Source organism: Pseudomonas sp. GW823-FHT01D03, assembly GCF_058798255.1.
In genome coordinates, this window is record NZ_JBXAKK010000001.1 from 944,494 (window position 1) to 959,954 (window position 15,461).

General features: G+C 57.8%; 13 protein-coding genes and 3 tRNA genes. All 16 read left to right on the forward strand.

The annotated features are described in order from the left end of the window. Positions 1 to 104 precede the first annotated feature (104 nt). The 16 genes from ftsH (at position 105) to AC1RBR_RS04135 (ending at position 15,447) form a co-directional block, all read left to right on the forward strand. On the forward strand, positions 105 to 2,012 hold the full coding sequence (ftsH, locus tag AC1RBR_RS04060) for an ATP-dependent zinc metalloprotease FtsH (protein WP_045122149.1): 1,908 nt from the start codon (positions 105 to 107) through the stop codon (positions 2,010 to 2,012). A gap of 8 nt (positions 2,013 to 2,020) precedes the next feature. After that, positions 2,021 to 2,872, forward strand: coding sequence for a dihydropteroate synthase (folP, locus tag AC1RBR_RS04065; protein WP_253148928.1), 852 nt, complete (start codon positions 2,021 to 2,023; stop codon positions 2,870 to 2,872). Positions 2,873 to 2,888: 16 nt separating this feature from the next. Further along, positions 2,889 to 4,226: a phosphoglucosamine mutase gene (gene glmM, locus AC1RBR_RS04070; RefSeq protein ID WP_115987614.1), complete on the forward strand. Its 1,338-nt coding sequence runs from the start codon at positions 2,889 to 2,891 to the stop codon at positions 4,224 to 4,226. A gap of 65 nt (positions 4,227 to 4,291) precedes the next feature. Next, a complete protein-coding gene (tpiA, locus tag AC1RBR_RS04075; RefSeq protein ID WP_095139821.1) occupies positions 4,292 to 5,047 on the forward strand; it encodes a triose-phosphate isomerase in 756 nt (251 codons plus the stop codon). 4 nt (positions 5,048 to 5,051) lie between these two features. Next, the gene (gene secG, locus AC1RBR_RS04080) at positions 5,052 to 5,438 is read left to right on the forward strand and encodes a preprotein translocase subunit SecG (protein WP_027610782.1); all 387 of its coding nucleotides are present in this window, start codon (positions 5,052 to 5,054) and stop codon (positions 5,436 to 5,438) included. A 22-nt stretch (positions 5,439 to 5,460) separates the two neighbouring features. Further along, positions 5,461 to 5,546: transfer RNA gene (locus AC1RBR_RS04085), tRNA-Leu, on the forward strand. A gap of 97 nt (positions 5,547 to 5,643) precedes the next feature. Further along, positions 5,644 to 5,720: transfer RNA gene (locus tag AC1RBR_RS04090), tRNA-Met, on the forward strand. A 138-nt stretch (positions 5,721 to 5,858) separates the two neighbouring features. Beyond that, positions 5,859 to 6,317, forward strand: coding sequence for a ribosome maturation factor RimP (gene rimP, locus AC1RBR_RS04095; RefSeq protein ID WP_007973115.1), 459 nt, complete (start codon positions 5,859 to 5,861; stop codon positions 6,315 to 6,317). A 47-nt stretch (positions 6,318 to 6,364) separates the two neighbouring features. Next, a complete protein-coding gene (gene nusA / locus AC1RBR_RS04100) occupies positions 6,365 to 7,846 on the forward strand; it encodes a transcription termination factor NusA (protein WP_003221546.1) in 1,482 nt (493 codons plus the stop codon). A 27-nt stretch (positions 7,847 to 7,873) separates the two neighbouring features. After that, positions 7,874 to 10,393 (forward strand): translation initiation factor IF-2, encoded by a 2,520-nt coding sequence (gene infB / locus AC1RBR_RS04105; protein WP_492563109.1) that lies wholly within the window; start codon positions 7,874 to 7,876, stop codon positions 10,391 to 10,393. 160 nt (positions 10,394 to 10,553) lie between these two features. After that, positions 10,554 to 10,952 (forward strand): 30S ribosome-binding factor RbfA, encoded by a 399-nt coding sequence (gene rbfA, locus AC1RBR_RS04110; RefSeq protein WP_003221549.1) that lies wholly within the window; start codon positions 10,554 to 10,556, stop codon positions 10,950 to 10,952. A gap of 4 nt (positions 10,953 to 10,956) precedes the next feature. Next, positions 10,957 to 11,874, forward strand: a complete 918-nt coding sequence (gene truB, locus AC1RBR_RS04115; protein WP_024011571.1) for a tRNA pseudouridine(55) synthase TruB — start codon at positions 10,957 to 10,959, stop codon at positions 11,872 to 11,874. Between the two features lie 141 nt (positions 11,875 to 12,015). Further along, on the forward strand, positions 12,016 to 12,285 hold the full coding sequence (gene rpsO / locus AC1RBR_RS04120) for a 30S ribosomal protein S15 (protein WP_003221553.1): 270 nt from the start codon (positions 12,016 to 12,018) through the stop codon (positions 12,283 to 12,285). Positions 12,286 to 12,478: 193 nt separating this feature from the next. Continuing rightward, positions 12,479 to 14,584: a polyribonucleotide nucleotidyltransferase gene (gene pnp / locus AC1RBR_RS04125; protein WP_492563112.1), complete on the forward strand. Its 2,106-nt coding sequence runs from the start codon at positions 12,479 to 12,481 to the stop codon at positions 14,582 to 14,584. A gap of 258 nt (positions 14,585 to 14,842) precedes the next feature. After that, positions 14,843 to 14,918, forward strand: a tRNA-Thr gene (locus tag AC1RBR_RS04130). A 229-nt stretch (positions 14,919 to 15,147) separates the two neighbouring features. Next, positions 15,148 to 15,447 carry a DUF6388 family protein gene (locus AC1RBR_RS04135; protein ID WP_095139819.1) on the forward strand — a complete coding sequence of 100 codons (300 nt, stop codon included), beginning with the start codon at positions 15,148 to 15,150 and terminating at the stop codon, positions 15,445 to 15,447. The last annotated feature ends 14 nt before the right edge of the window (positions 15,448 to 15,461 follow it).

Genomic DNA, 15,461 nt, shown 5'->3' on the forward strand with positions numbered 1-15,461 from the left:
CGCCTGCCAGAGTTGTAGGTAATGTAGTAAGTTAGGCCGGTGAATATCATGCGAAGCGCGCGCCAGTAGCGGAGCTTGCTTCAGAGGGTAGTTAATTGAACGATATGGCAAAGAATCTGATCCTGTGGTTGATCATCGCGGCAGTCCTCGTGACGGTGATGAACAACTTCTCCAGCCCTAACGAGCCGCAGACCCTCAACTATTCCGACTTCATCCAGCAGGTCAAGGATGGCAAGGTCGAGCGCGTAGCTGTTGATGGCTATGTGATTACCGGCAAGCGCAACGATGGCGACAGCTTCAAGACCATTCGTCCGGCGATCCAGGACAACGGCCTGATCGGCGACCTGGTCGACAATCACGTTGTGGTTGAAGGCAAGCAGCCTGAACAGCAAAGCATCTGGACTCAGCTCCTGGTGGCCAGCTTCCCGATCCTGGTGATCATCGCGGTGTTCATGTTCTTCATGCGCCAGATGCAGGGCGGTGCCGGCGGCAAGGGCGGGCCAATGAGCTTCGGCAAGAGCAAGGCACGCCTGCTTTCCGAAGATCAGGTGAAAACCACCTTGGCTGACGTTGCCGGTTGCGACGAAGCCAAGGAAGAGGTCGGCGAACTGGTTGAGTTCCTGCGTGATCCGGGCAAGTTTCAGCGCCTGGGTGGTCGTATTCCTCGCGGCGTATTGATGGTCGGCCCTCCGGGTACCGGTAAAACCTTGCTGGCCAAGGCGATTGCTGGCGAAGCGAAGGTTCCGTTCTTCACTATTTCCGGTTCCGACTTCGTTGAAATGTTCGTGGGTGTTGGCGCAAGCCGCGTTCGCGACATGTTCGAGCAGGCCAAGAAGCATGCGCCGTGCATCATCTTCATCGACGAAATCGACGCCGTCGGTCGCCACCGTGGCGCCGGCATGGGCGGCGGTCACGACGAGCGTGAGCAGACTCTCAACCAGTTGCTGGTAGAGATGGATGGCTTTGAAATGAATGACGGCATCATCGTGATAGCCGCTACAAACCGTCCTGACGTACTCGACCCTGCGCTGCTGCGTCCGGGCCGTTTCGACCGCCAGGTTGTTGTAGGTTTGCCGGATATCCGTGGTCGCGAGCAGATCCTCAAGGTTCATATGCGCAAGGTGCCAATGGGTGACGATGTTGCTCCGGCCGTTATCGCACGTGGTACCCCGGGCTTCTCCGGTGCCGACTTGGCCAACCTGGTCAACGAAGCGTCGCTGTTCGCTGCACGTAGCGGCAAGCGCATCGTTGAAATGAAAGAGTTCGAACTGGCCAAGGACAAGATCATGATGGGCGCCGAGCGCAAATCCATGGTCATGTCCGAGAAAGAGAAGCAGAACACCGCTTATCACGAAGCGGGCCACGCCATCGTTGGTCGCGTCGTGCCTGAGCATGATCCGGTCTACAAGGTTTCGATCATTCCGCGTGGTCGTGCGCTGGGTGTGACCATGTTCCTGCCGGAAGAGGATCGCTACAGTCTTTCCAAGCGTGCGCTGATCAGTCAGATCTGCTCGCTGTACGGTGGCCGTATCGCCGAAGAAATGACCCTTGGTTTCGATGGTGTGACCACCGGTGCGTCCAACGACATCATGCGTGCCAGTCAGATTGCGCGGAACATGGTGACCAAGTGGGGCCTGTCGGAAAAACTCGGTCCGCTGATGTACGCGGAAGAAGAGGGCGAAGTGTTCCTCGGTCGCGGTGGTGGCGGTCAGGCCGCAAGCTTCTCCGGTGAGACAGCCAAGCTGATCGACTCCGAAGTGCGCAGCATCATTGATCAGTGCTACGGCACGGCCAAGCAGATCCTCACGGACAACCGTGACAAGCTCGATGCCATGGCTGATGCGCTGATGAAGTACGAAACCATCGATGCCGAGCAGATCGACGACATCATGGCGGGTCGTACGCCTCGTGAGCCGCGTGACTGGACTGGTGGCACGGGGACGCCTCCGCCGCCGGTGATTCAGGATGAGCGTCCGGAAACACCGATCGGCGGTCCGGCTGCTGACGTTTAAGGTTTGAAATGACTTCTGTACAGTCCCTGACCCGGTTGCCTTGCGGCAACCGGGTTCTTGATTTGGCCCGGACGCACGTCATGGGCATTCTCAATGTCACTCCCGATTCCTTTTCCGACGGCGGCCGGTACAACCAGCTCGACGTGGCCTTGCGTCACGCCGAAGCCATGGTGGCTGCTGGTGCGACGCTGATCGATGTCGGCGGTGAATCGACCCGGCCTGGCGCTCGAGCGGTTTCGCCGCTGGAGGAGCTGGAGCGCGTAGCTCCGATCGTGGAGCTGATCAATCGCGAGCTGGATGTGGTTATCTCGGTTGATACTTCGACACCTGCGGTGATGCGCGAAACGGCGCGCCTTGGTGCCGGGTTGATCAATGATGTGCGCTCGTTGCGCCGCGACGGCGCGCTGGATGCGGCTGCAGCGACCGGGTTGCCGGTCTGCCTGATGCACATGCTCGGCGAGCCGGGTGACATGCAGGACAATCCGCATTATCAGGACGTTACCCGGGAAGTGGGCGAGTTTCTGGCGGAGCGCATGGCTCAGTGTGCGGCGGCGGGTATTCCTGCCGAGCGAATCATTCTTGATCCCGGTTTCGGTTTCGCGAAAACTCTGCAGCACAACCTGAGTTTGTTCAAGCATATGCAAGCTCTGCATGTGCTGGGACGTCCGCTGTTGGTCGGCGTCTCGCGCAAAAGCATGATTGGCCAGGCTTTGAACCGCCCAGTCGGCGAGCGTCTGCATGGCGGTCTGGCTCTCGCGGCACTGGCGTCGATTAACGGAGCGCGTATATTGCGCGTCCATGATGTGGCGGAAACGGTAGATGTGGTGCGTATGCTCGCAGCCGTGGAATCAGCCGAATAAGAATGATGGAGCACTTATGAGCAAGAAATACTTTGGTACTGACGGTATTCGTGGTCGTGTCGGTGAATATCCGATCACTCCGGACTTCATGCTCAAGCTCGGCTGGGCGGCAGGTATGGCCTTTCGCAAGATGGGCGCCTGCAAGGTGCTGGTCGGCAAGGACACGCGCATCTCTGGCTACATGTTCGAATCGGCGCTTGAAGCAGGCCTGACCTCGGCTGGTGCGGACGTGATGCTGCTCGGTCCGATGCCGACGCCGGCGATTGCCTATCTGTCGCGCACGTTTCAGGCCGAGGCCGGGATCGTGATCAGTGCTTCACACAATCCGCATGACGATAACGGCATCAAATTCTTCTCCGGCAAGGGTACCAAGCTGCCTGATGAGCTGGAGCTGATGATCGAAGAATTGCTCGACGCCCCTATGACAGTGGTTGAGTCGAGCAAGATCGGCAAAGTTTCGCGCATTAACGACGCTTCCGGTCGTTACATCGAATTCTGCAAAAGCAGTGTGCCGACCGGTACCAGTTTTTCCGGTATGAAGATCGTGATCGACTGTGCACACGGTGCGACCTACAAGGTTGCTCCGAGTGTGTTCCGTGAGTTGGGTGCTGAAGTGGTTGTCCTGTCGGCCCAGCCTAATGGTCTGAATATCAATGACAACTGCGGTTCGACCCATATGGGGCAGCTGCAGGCCGCTGTTCTGGCGGAGCACGCTGATCTGGGTATCGCCTTTGACGGTGATGGTGATCGGGTGCTGATGGTCGATCACACGGGTGCCATCGTCGATGGCGACGAATTGCTGTTCATTATTGCCCGCGACCTGCACGAGCGTGGCAAGTTGCAGGGTGGTGTAGTCGGTACCCTGATGAGCAACCTCGGTCTGGAGCTCGCTCTGGCAGAGCTCTCGATTCCATTCATTCGTGCCAATGTCGGTGACCGTTATGTGATCGCCGAGCTGCTGGAGCGCAACTGGCTGGTAGGTGGTGAAAACTCGGGGCATATCGTCTGCTTCAATCATACCACCACCGGTGATGCGATCATTGCTGCGCTGCAGGTGCTGATGGCATTGAGAGCGCGCAATGAAGGTCTTGCGCAAACGCGTCAGGCTTTGCGTAAGTGTCCTCAGGTGTTGATCAACGTGCGTTTCGGCGGAGGCGAAAGCCCGCTGGAGCATCCTGCTGTCAAGGAAGCCAGTGCGCGTGTAACCCAGGCAATGGCCGGTCGTGGTCGGGTGCTTCTGCGCAAGTCCGGTACAGAGCCGTTGGTGCGTGTGATGGTCGAAGGCGAGGATGAAACTCAGGTTCGCAGCTACGCCGAAGAACTGGCAAAACTGGTAAGTGAAGTTTCTGCCTGATACGGCTTGCCAGCCATGATTGTGTTGGGTAACATCTGCGCCCACTTTGACCGACGAGGTACAGCATGCGTCGCCCTATGGTAGCTGGTAACTGGAAGATGCACGGTACCCGCGCCAGCGTCGCTGAGCTGATCAACGGCCTTCGTCATCTGGCCTTGCCAAGCGGTGTTGATGTCGCGGTATTCCCGCCTTGCTTGCATATCAATCAAGTGATTGATGGCTTGAAAGGTAAATCGATTTCGGTCGGTGCGCAGAATTCTGCGGTGGAATCCATGCAAGGTGCATTGACTGGTGAAATTGCACCGAGTCAGTTGGTGGATGCAGGTTGTTCCCTGGTACTTGTCGGGCACTCCGAACGCCGCCAGATAATGGGCGAGCGAGACGGGATGCTGAATCGCAAGTTCGCAGCGGCACAGGCATGTGGCTTGATTCCGGTGTTGTGTGTAGGGGAAACCCTCGAGCAGCGCGAAGCCGGAAAAACTCTTGAAGTTGTCGGGCGTCAGCTGGGCAGCATCATCGAGGAGCTGGGTGTAGGTGCCTTTGCCAAGGCAGTCATTGCTTACGAGCCTGTCTGGGCCATTGGTACCGGGCTGACTGCAACGCCGCAACAGGCTCAGGATGTGCACAAAGCCATTCGCGAGCAGTTGGCGGCAGAGAATTCTGAAGTCGCACGAGGTGTGCGGCTTCTATACGGCGGCAGCGTGAAGGCGGCCAATGCGGCCGAACTGTTCGGCATGCCGGATATCGATGGGGGGCTCATTGGTGGGGCTTCCCTGAATGCAGATGAGTTCGGTGCGATTTGTCGCGCCGCGGGAAACTGAAAAAATGCTGGAAACAGTCGTAGTCGTTTTTCATCTGCTGGGTGCATTGGGCGTAGTTGCTCTGGTTTTGCTGCAGCAGGGTAAAGGTGCGGACGCTGGCGCGTCTTTCGGAGCAGGTGCTTCAAATACTGTGTTCGGAAGCCAAGGTTCCTCTACCTTTCTTAGTAAGTTTACTGCTATACTTGCCGCCGGTTTCTTCATAACCAGCTTGGGGTTAGGTTACTTTGCTAAAGAGAAGGCTCATCAGCTGACTCAAGCAGGTTTGCCAGATCCAGCAGTGTTGGAAGTGCCTAAGCAGCAACAACCGGCTTCTGATGATGTCCCGGTGCTTCAAGAGCAAAAGTCGGCTACTCCAGCGACTGACGTACCTCCAGCTCAAGAGCAGAAGTAAGAAGGGTTTCAAACGTAGTTTTGCCGAGGTGGTGGAATTGGTAGACACGCAACCTTGAGGTGGTTGTGCCCATAGGGTGTAGGGGTTCGAGTCCCCTTCTCGGTACCAATTAGTCAGGAGAGCCCGCTGTTGCGGGCTTTCTTGCAGGTGGAAGGTTACATTGACCCTATAAGGGATCGGTCGTATACTTCCGCCCCAGCTTTGTCGCGGGGTGGAGCAGTCTGGTAGCTCGTCGGGCTCATAACCCGAAGGTCGTCGGTTCAAATCCGGCCCCCGCAACCAGTTTAAGGAGCCCCTTTTCAGGGGCTTTTTGTTAGCTGGACACTTTCTACGCCGATGTTCGACGGCGTTTCAAGGATGGGCGTTTCGCCCATTTTTTTATTTTGCAGCGCATGCATTTACATGCACGAGGGGGTTCAGGTGTCGAGCAAGCTAGAAGAGTTGCAGGCCTTGTTGGCCCCGGTGGTCGTGGCCCTAGGCTATGAATGCTGGGGTATCGAGTTTTCGGCTCAAGGTCGTCACTCGATGTTGCGTGTTTATATCGATAAAGAGGGTGGCGTGCTGGTGGACGATTGCGCCATTGTCAGCCGTCAGATCAGCGGTGTCCTGGATGTTGAAGATCCGATCTCCGTTGAGTACACCCTCGAAGTTTCCTCGCCAGGCATGGAACGCCCACTGTTCACTCTTGAGCAGTTTGCAAAATTTGCCGGTGAACAAGTGAAGATCAAGCTGCGCTCGCCTTTTGAAGGTCGACGCAACTTTCAGGGCCTTCTGCGCGGTGTAGAAGAACAGGATGTCGTGGTGCAGGTAGAAGACCATGAATTCCTGTTGCCGATCGATATGATCGACAAGGCCAACATTATTCCCAGTTTTGACTGAGACGCGGATCCCGCGGATCCAATGGCTTGCGAAAGGCGAGGCGTACGATGAGCAAAGAAGTACTGCTGGTTGTTGAGTCGGTATCCAATGAAAAGGGCGTACCGGCAAGCGTGATTTTTGAAGCGCTGGAGCTGGCTCTGGCCACTGCTACCAAAAAGCGTTTTGAAGACGAAGTTGACCTGCGTGTGGAAATTAACCGCCACACCGGTTCCTACGAGACTTTCCGTCGCTGGACAGTCGTCGAAGAGAATGATCTCGACGATCCTGCGATCGAAACCTGGCCAAGCAAGGTTGCCGAAACGCACCCGGGTGCCAAGGTCGGCGACGTCGTCGAAGAAAAGATCGAATCCATCGAGTTCGGCCGCATTGCTGCACAGACCGCCAAACAGGTCATTGTGCAGAAAGTGCGTGAAGCCGAGCGCGCTCAAGTGGTCGACGCCTATCGCGAGCGCCTGGGAGAAATCATCTCCGGCACCGTGAAGAAAGTCACCCGCGACAACGTGATCGTCGATCTGGGCAACAACGCCGAAGCGTTGCTGGCCCGTGAAGACATCATTTCTCGCGAAACCTTCCGTGTCGGTGTGCGTCTGCGTGCACTGCTCAAGGAAATCCGCACCGAGAACCGCGGCCCGCAGCTGATCCTGTCGCGTACCGCGCCGGAAATGCTGATCGAGTTGTTCCGCATCGAAGTGCCGGAAATCGCTGAAGGCCTGATCGAAGTCATGGCGGCGTCCCGTGATCCGGGTTCGCGTGCCAAGATCGCTGTCCGTTCCAAGGACAAACGCATCGACCCGCAGGGCGCGTGCATCGGTATGCGCGGTTCGCGCGTTCAGGCCGTGTCGGGCGAGTTGGGTGGCGAGCGTGTCGATATCGTCCTGTGGGACGATAACCCGGCGCAGTTCGTGATCAATGCCATGTCGCCGGCAGAAGTGGCGGCCATTATCGTTGACGAAGATGCCCATGCAATGGACATCGCCGTTGGCGCAGACAATCTGGCTCAGGCCATCGGTCGAGGTGGTCAGAACGTGCGTCTGGCGAGCCAGTTGACTGGCTGGACCCTGAACGTGATGACCGAATCGGACATCCAGGCTAAGCAGCAAGCAGAAACCGGCGACATCCTGCGCAACTTCATCGACGAGCTGGAAGTCGACGAAGAACTGGCTCAGGTGCTGGTAGATGAAGGCTTCACCAGCCTGGAAGAGATTGCCTACGTACCGTTGGAAGAAATGCTCAACATCGACGGCTTTGACGAAGATATCGTCAACGAGCTTCGCGCTCGTGCCAAGGATCGTTTGTTGACCAAAGCCATCGCTACTGAGGAAAAGCTGGCAGACGCCCATCCGGCCGAAGACCTGCTCTCGCTTGAGGGTATGGACAAGGATTTGGCGATGGAACTGGCGGTGCGCGGCGTAATTACCCGCGAAGACCTGGCCGAGCAGTCTATTGACGACCTGCTCGACATCGACGGCATTGACGATGATCGTGCCGGCAAGTTGATCATGGCCGCCCGAGCCCACTGGTTCGAGTAATTAGGCGCGGCCTGAGGAGAGAAGTGCATGACGCAAGTCACGGTGAAACAACTGGCCGATGAGGTCAAAACACCGGTAGAGCGCCTGTTGCAGCAGATGCGTGAGGCAGGTCTGCCGCACACCGCCGCCGAAGAAAATGTGACTGACAGTGAGAAGCAATCCCTGCTGACTCACTTGAAGAGCAGCCACAAGGCGAAAGTGGAAGAACCACGCAAGATCACGCTGCAGCGTAAAACCACCAGCACCCTGCGTGTGGCTGGTAGCAAGAGCATCAGCGTTGAAGTTCGCAAAAAGAAAGTTTTCGTACAGCGTAGCCCGGAAGAAATCGAAGCCGAGCGCAAGCGTGAACTGGAAGAGCGTCGCGCAGTAGAAAATGCTGCCCGTCAGAAGGCTGAAGAAGAAGCCAAGCAGCGCGCTGAAGAAGAAGCGCGTCGCCAGCCTGCTGCTGCACCGTCCGCTCCTGCCGAAGCTGTTGCAGCACCTGCGCCAGTCGCTGAACCTGCGCGCGACGCCGCGCCGGTTGCTGCTGCGCCAGCTGCCGACACTCGCAAGCGTGACGAACAGCGCCGTCCGGACAAACCACGTGCCGACGATAACAATCGTCGCGGCGGTGGTGGCGATGGCGAGCGCAAAAACGCTCCGCATCGCGCATCGGTCAAAGAAAAAGCGCCGGCTCCACGTGTGGCGCCACGCACTACCGACGAAGAAAGCGATGGCTTCCGTCGTGGTGGTCGTGGCAAGGCCAAGCTGAAGAAACGCAACGCTCACGGTTTCCAGAACCCTACCGGTCCTGTCGTGCGTGAAGTGAAGATCGGCGAGACCATTACTGTTGGCGATCTCGCTCAGCAGATGTCGGTCAAGGCTGCTGAAATCATCAAGTTCATGTTCAAACTGGGCACTCCAGCGACCATCAACCAGGTACTCGATCAGGAAACTGCTCAACTGGTAGCTGAAGAACTGGGCCACAAAGTGACCCTGGTCAGCGACACCGCCCTGGAAGATTCCCTGGCCGAGTCCCTGAAGTTTGAAGGTGAGGCAGTTTCCCGTGCGCCAGTCGTGACCGTAATGGGCCACGTTGACCACGGTAAGACTTCCCTGCTCGACTACATCCGTCGTGCCAAGGTGGCAGCGGGCGAAGCTGGCGGCATTACCCAGCACATCGGCGCCTACCACGTTGAAACCGACCGTGGCATGGTGACGTTCCTCGACACCCCGGGTCACGCTGCGTTTACCGCAATGCGTGCCCGTGGTGCCAAGGCGACCGACATCGTGATCCTGGTGGTTGCGGCGGACGACGGCGTGATGCCGCAAACCATCGAGGCTGTTCAGCACGCTCAGGCGGCTGGCGTTCCTCTGGTGGTTGCAGTGAACAAAATCGACAAGCCAGGTGCCGACCTCGATCGCATCCGTAGCGAACTGTCGGTTCACGGCGTGACTTCCGAAGAGTGGGGTGGCGACACTCCATTCGTACCGGTTTCGGCGAAAATGGGTACCGGCGTTGACGAACTGCTTGAAGCCGTTCTGCTGCAGGCCGAAGTGCTCGAACTGACTGCTACGCCATCGGCTCCTGGCCGTGGTGTTGTCGTTGAATCGCGTCTGGACAAGGGCCGTGGCCCGGTGGCCACCGTGCTGGTTCAGGACGGTACGCTGCGTCAAGGCGACATGGTGCTGGTCGGCTCGAACTATGGCCGCGTGCGCGCCATGCTCGACGAGAACGGCAAGCCGATCAAGGAAGCAGGTCCGGCCATTCCGGTCGAGATCCTGGGTCTTGACGGTACGCCGGACGCTGGCGACGAGATGAGCGTGGTTGCCGACGAGAAGAAAGCCCGTGAAGTGGCTCTGTTCCGTCAAGGCAAGTTCCGCGAAGTCAAACTGGCTCGCGCTCACGCCGGCAAGCTGGAAAACATCTTCGAAAACATGGGCCAGGAAGAGAAGAAGACGCTCAACATCGTCCTCAAATCCGACGTCCGTGGTTCGCTGGAAGCTTTGCAGGGCGCTCTGAACGGCCTGGGCAACGACGAAGTGCAAGTGCGCGTGGTCGGTGGCGGTGTCGGTGGTATCACCGAATCCGACGCTAACCTGGCACTGGCTTCCAACGCTGTACTGTTCGGCTTCAACGTGCGTGCCGATGCTGGCGCACGGAAGATCGTCGAGCAGGAAGGTCTGGACATGCGTTACTACAACGTGATCTACGACATCATCGAAGACGTCAAGAAAGCCCTGACCGGCATGCTCGGCAGCGATGTTCGCGAGAACATCCTGGGCGTGGCCGAAGTGCGCGACGTGTTCCGTTCGCCGAAGTTTGGCGCGATCGCCGGTTGCATGGTGATCGAAGGTGTTGTGTTCCGTAACCGTCCGATCCGTGTATTGCGTGAAGACATCGTTATCTTCGAAGGCGAGCTGGAATCCCTGCGCCGCTTCAAGGATGACGCTTCCGAAGTACGTGCCGGCATGGAATGCGGTATCGGCGTGAAGAGCTACAACGACGTCAAAGTCGGTGACAAGATCGAAGTCTTCGAGAAGGTTCAGGTTGCTCGCAGCCTCTGACTCGCGCACTTCAAGGGCCACGCCGAGCCGCCGCATGCAGATGCGCGCCACGGCGTCAGGACTCTAAACGCAACGCCCGGTCTGGCTTTTGTCAGGCCGGGCGTTTGCCGCTTTCAGACCTTGCGGGTTTCACCGTAGGGCAGTAACAGGTAACAAAATCATGGCAAAAGAATACAGCCGTACCCAACGTATCGGCGATCAGATGCAGCGTGAGCTGGCCCAGCTGATCCGTCGTGAAGTCAAAGATCCGCGCGTCGGCCTGGTCACCATTACTGCTGTGGAAGTCAGCCGTGACGTCGGTCACGCGAAGATCTTCATCACCGTGATGGGGCAGGACAACGCCGAAGACATCGCGCAAAGCATCAAGGTGCTCAACGCTGCCGCAGGTTTCCTGCGCATGCAACTGGCCCGTGAAATGAAGCTGCGCAGCGTGCCGCAATTGCACTTCCACTACGACGAAAGCGTCGTGCGTGGCGCGCACCTGTCGGCCCTGATCGAGCGCGCCGTGGCTGAGGACAATCAGCACCTGGCCGCTGCACCTGAAGACACCAAGGAGTAATTCGGTGGCTCAGGTCAAACGTATCCGTCGTAACGTCAGCGGTATCATCCTGCTCGACAAGCCGCTGGGGTTCACCTCCAACGCCGCGTTGCAGAAGGTTCGCTGGTTGCTCAACGCCGAGAAGGCCGGTCACACCGGCAGTCTCGACCCGTTGGCCACCGGTGTATTGCCGCTGTGCTTTGGCGAGGCAACGAAGTTTTCGCAATACCTGCTCGATTCCGACAAGGGTTACGAAACCCTCGCCCAACTGGGCAAGACCACTACCACGGCGGACGCCGAGGGTGAGGTTTTGCAGGAGCGTCCGGTGACCGTTGGTCGCGCCGATGTCGAGGCGGTTCTGCCGAAATTTCGTGGGCAAATCAGTCAGATACCGCCGATGTACTCGGCACTCAAGCGTGACGGGCAGCCGCTGTACAAGCTGGCCCGTGCAGGCGAAGTAGTGGAGCGCGAACCGCGTTCTGTTACTATTGCGCGCTTGGAATTGCTGGCCTTCGAAGGCGATACTGCGCGTCTTGCGGTGGATTGCAGCAAGGGCACCTATATTCGCACCCTGGTGGAGGATATCGGTGAGCAACTCGGTTGTGGTGCGTACGTCGCGGAACTGCGTCGTACCCAGGCCGGGCCTTTCACCCTGGCGCAGACCGTGACCCTCGAAGAGCTGGAAGCGGTACATGCCGAAGGCGGCAACGAAGCGGTCGACCGCTTCCTGATGCCATCGGACAGCGGTTTGCAGGATTGGCCGCTGCTGCACTTCTCCGAAGCGAGTGCGTTCTACTGGCTCAACGGCCAGCCGGTACGTGCCCCGGATGCTCCGAAGTTCGGCATGGTACGGGTACAGGATCACAATGGTCGCTTCATCGGTATCGGTGAAGTGAGCGAAGACGGGCGCATCGCGCCGCGTCGACTGATTCGGTCAGAATGACCGGAAACCGGTCTGTGTAACAGCAGGCCGGCGAGTGTGGCTGTTAACAGGCACGGTCACTACTCATTTATAGATACAGGGATTTGTCCCTGGCCTGTTGAAACTGTTTTTGAAACAGTTTCCTGATAAAAGGATTGCCTCATGGCTCTCGACGTTCAAGAAAAAGCTCAAATCGTTGCCGACTACCAGCAAGCTGTTGGTGATACTGGTTCGCCAGAAGTGCAAGTTGCACTGCTGACCGCCAACATCAACAAACTGCAAGGTCACTTCAAGGCCAACGGTAAAGACCACCACTCCCGTCGTGGTCTGATCCGCATGGTAAACCAGCGTCGCAAGCTGCTGGACTACCTGAAAGGCAAAGATCTGAGCCGTTACAGCGCTCTGATCGGCCGCCTGGGTCTGCGTCGCTAATCAGCGATTGCGCTATGAGGTTGGTTGTCTGTCAGGCATCAGCGGTTTTCCGCTGGTGGCTGGCCGGCTTCCAGCCTCAAGTTTTATCTGCACTACCGTTTTACCCGGACAGTCAGCGGGCCGATTCCCGACATTGCCCAAGAATTTCGCAAGAAACCAGTTCCCCCAAGAGCCACAAAGAAGGTAGGACACCGTGAACCCGGTAATCAAAAAATTCCAGTTCGGTCAGTCGACCGTTACCCTCGAGACTGGCCGTATCGCCCGTCAGGCCTCCGGCGCAGTATTGGTCACCGTTGACGACGACGTCAGCGTATTGGTGACCGTAGTCGGTGCCAAGCAAGCCGATCCAGGCAAGGGCTTCTTCCCTCTGTCCGTTCACTACCAGGAAAAAACTTACGCTGCCGGTAAGATCCCTGGCGGTTTCTTCAAGCGTGAAGGCCGTCCTTCCGAGAAAGAAACCCTGACTTCCCGACTGATCGACCGTCCGATCCGTCCGCTGTTCCCGGAAGGCTTCATGAACGAAGTGCAGGTTGTCTGCACCGTCGTTTCCACCAGCAAGAAGACCGATCCGGACATCGCTGCGATGATCGGTACCTCGGCTGCCCTGGCCATCTCGGGCATTCCTTTCGACGGCCCGATCGGCGCCGCCCGTGTAGCGTTCCACGAAAGCACCGGCTACCTGCTGAACCCGACCTACGAGCAGCAAGCTGCTTCGAGCCTGGACATGGTCGTTGCCGGTACTTCCGACGCCGTACTGATGGTTGAATCGGAAGCCAAAGAGCTGACCGAAGACCAGATGCTGGGCGCGGTACTGTTTGCTCACGACGAGTTCCAGGTGGTGATCAACGCCGTCAAAGAACTGGCCGCTGAAGCTGCCAAGCCAACCTGGACCTGGGCTCCTGCTCCAGAAGCCACCGAACTGCTGGGCGCGATCCGTGCCGAGTTCGGCGAAGCGATCTCCCAGGCTTACACCATCACCGTCAAGGCTGACCGCTACGCACGTCTGGGCGAGCTGAAAGACCAGGTCGTTGCCAAGCTGTCCGGCGAAGAAGGCCAGCCTTCGGCTGCTGACGTCAAAGCGGCTTTCGGCGAAATCGAATACCGCACCGTTCGCGAAAACATCGTTAACGGCAAACCACGTATCGACGGTCGCGACACCCGCACCGTACGTCCGCTGAACATCGAAGTCGGCGTTCTGCCGAAGACTCACGGTTCGGCGCTGTTTACCCGTGGCGAAACCCAGGCTCTGGTGGTTGCGACGCTGGGTACTGCCCGTGACGCACAGCTGCTGGACACCCTGGAAGGCGAGAAAAAAGACCCGTTCATGCTGCACTACAACTTCCCTCCGTTCTCGGTGGGCGAGTGTGGTCGCATGGGTGGCGCCGGTCGTCGTGAAGTCGGTCACGGCCGTCTGGCCCGTCGTTCGGTTTCGGCCATGCTGCCAGCCGCTGACGTGTTCCCGTACACCATCCGTGTAGTGTCGGAAATCACCGAATCCAACGGTTCGAGCTCGATGGCTTCCGTTTGCGGCGCTTCCCTGGCCCTGATGGACGCTGGTGTTCCAATGAAGGCGCCGGTTGCCGGTATCGCCATGGGTCTGGTTAAAGAAGGCGAGAAGTTCGCCGTTCTGACCGACATCCTCGGTGACGAAGACCACCTGGGCGACATGGACTTCAAAGTAGCCGGTACCGCCAAAGGCGTTACTGCGCTGCAGATGGACATCAAGATCAAGGGCATCACCGAAGAGATCATGGAAATCGCTCTGGGCCAAGCCCTGGAAGCGCGCCTGAACATCCTCGGCCAGATGAACCAGATCATTGGCCAGTCGCGTACCGAACTGTCGGCCAACGCTCCGACCATGATCGCGATGAAGATCGACACCGACAAGATCCGTGACGTTATCGGTAAAGGTGGCGCGACCATCCGTGCGATCTGCGAAGAAACCAAGGCTTCGATCGACATCGAAGACGACGGTTCGATCAAGATCTTTGGCGAAACCAAGGATGCCGCAGAAGCTGCTCGTCAGCGCGTTCTGAGCATCACTGCAGAAGCCGAGATCGGCAAGATCTACGTCGGCAAGGTTGAGCGCATCGTCGACTTCGGCGCATTCGTCAACATCCTGCCGGGCAAGGACGGTCTGGTACACATCTCGATGCTGAGCGACGCTCGCGTAGAGAAAGTCACCGACATCCTGAAAGAAGGCCAGGAAGTGGAAGTGCTGGTACTGGACGTGGACAACCGCGGCCGTATCAAGCTGTCCATCAAAGACGTGGCAGCGGCCAAGGCTTCGGGCGTTTAATCACCCCACAGCCTTAGCGCAATAAAAATGCCCCGCCGTGAAAACGGCGGGGCATTTTTTTGTCTGCCATAAACGCATTTGTGGCGAGGGAGCTTGCTCCCGCTCGGCTGCGCAGCAGTCGTAAAAAAACATCAGCCTCAGAAAGCCTGGGGTCGCTCCGCAACCCAGCGGGAGCAAACTCCCTCGCCACAAGTGATAATCAGCAGAAACACGCTCAAATTTGCCGCAGCCCGAGACCGGTGCTAGGTTTAGCCCACCGCCCGTGTAGCTCAGCCGGTAGAGCAGCGCACTCGTAACGCGAAGGTCGCAGGTTCGATTCCTGTCTCGGGCACCATCCCCTCGCGCAATCCCGCGATTTATGTCTCCTAGGTCAAAGTTTTTGTGCGAGAGATGTAAAGAGCCGTGTAATTCGTCATGCAAACGTCCTATATTCGGTGCCTGCATGAGCATCGCTTAGCAGTTTTCAGATGATCCCGAATGGTTCCGAAGGCCGGACAATCCGCGTTAGAGAGATCCTTGATGATCCAGATCCATCCTCCATTCTTACGATCAGCGAGAACGCCATGACCGAATTAACTCAAGAGCAACGTCACGCACTAGCGCTGGAAAAATACATTCAGGACGTCCCGGACCTGAAAGAAGAGATCAAGGACCTGAGTCCTGATGATCAGAAAGACCAGATCCAGTGGGCATTCGAGGACGAAGCCGAATCTCAGGGCTTGCAGCCGTGGGAGCTGACGCTCAAGTACACCAGCACCCCTGAAGAGTTTGAGGCCAAGCGCCTGGAGCTGCACAAAGAGGCGGCCGAAGTGTTGGGCGTCGAGTGGGACGAGTACTGCGAGATGAACAATCTGGTGGTCTGAAACAAAAACGCCAG

What these genes read in the sequence shown, in the direction of transcription:
- tpiA (WP_095139821.1), top strand. Translation starts at nt 4,292, where the DNA reads ATGCGTCGCCCTATGGTAGCTGGTAACTGGAAGATGCACGGTACCCGC.
- AC1RBR_RS04135 (WP_095139819.1), top strand. Translation starts at nt 15,148, where the DNA reads ATGACCGAATTAACTCAAGAGCAACGTCACGCACTAGCGCTGGAAAAA.
- nusA (WP_003221546.1), top strand. Translation starts at nt 6,365, where the DNA reads ATGAGCAAAGAAGTACTGCTGGTTGTTGAGTCGGTATCCAATGAAAAG.
- folP (WP_253148928.1), top strand. Translation starts at nt 2,021, where the DNA reads ATGACTTCTGTACAGTCCCTGACCCGGTTGCCTTGCGGCAACCGGGTT.
- glmM (WP_115987614.1), top strand. Translation starts at nt 2,889, where the DNA reads ATGAGCAAGAAATACTTTGGTACTGACGGTATTCGTGGTCGTGTCGGT.
- secG (WP_027610782.1), top strand. Translation starts at nt 5,052, where the DNA reads ATGCTGGAAACAGTCGTAGTCGTTTTTCATCTGCTGGGTGCATTGGGC.
- rbfA (WP_003221549.1), top strand. Translation starts at nt 10,554, where the DNA reads ATGGCAAAAGAATACAGCCGTACCCAACGTATCGGCGATCAGATGCAG.
- ftsH (WP_045122149.1), top strand. Translation starts at nt 105, where the DNA reads ATGGCAAAGAATCTGATCCTGTGGTTGATCATCGCGGCAGTCCTCGTG.
- infB (WP_492563109.1), top strand. Translation starts at nt 7,874, where the DNA reads ATGACGCAAGTCACGGTGAAACAACTGGCCGATGAGGTCAAAACACCG.
- rpsO (WP_003221553.1), top strand. Translation starts at nt 12,016, where the DNA reads ATGGCTCTCGACGTTCAAGAAAAAGCTCAAATCGTTGCCGACTACCAG.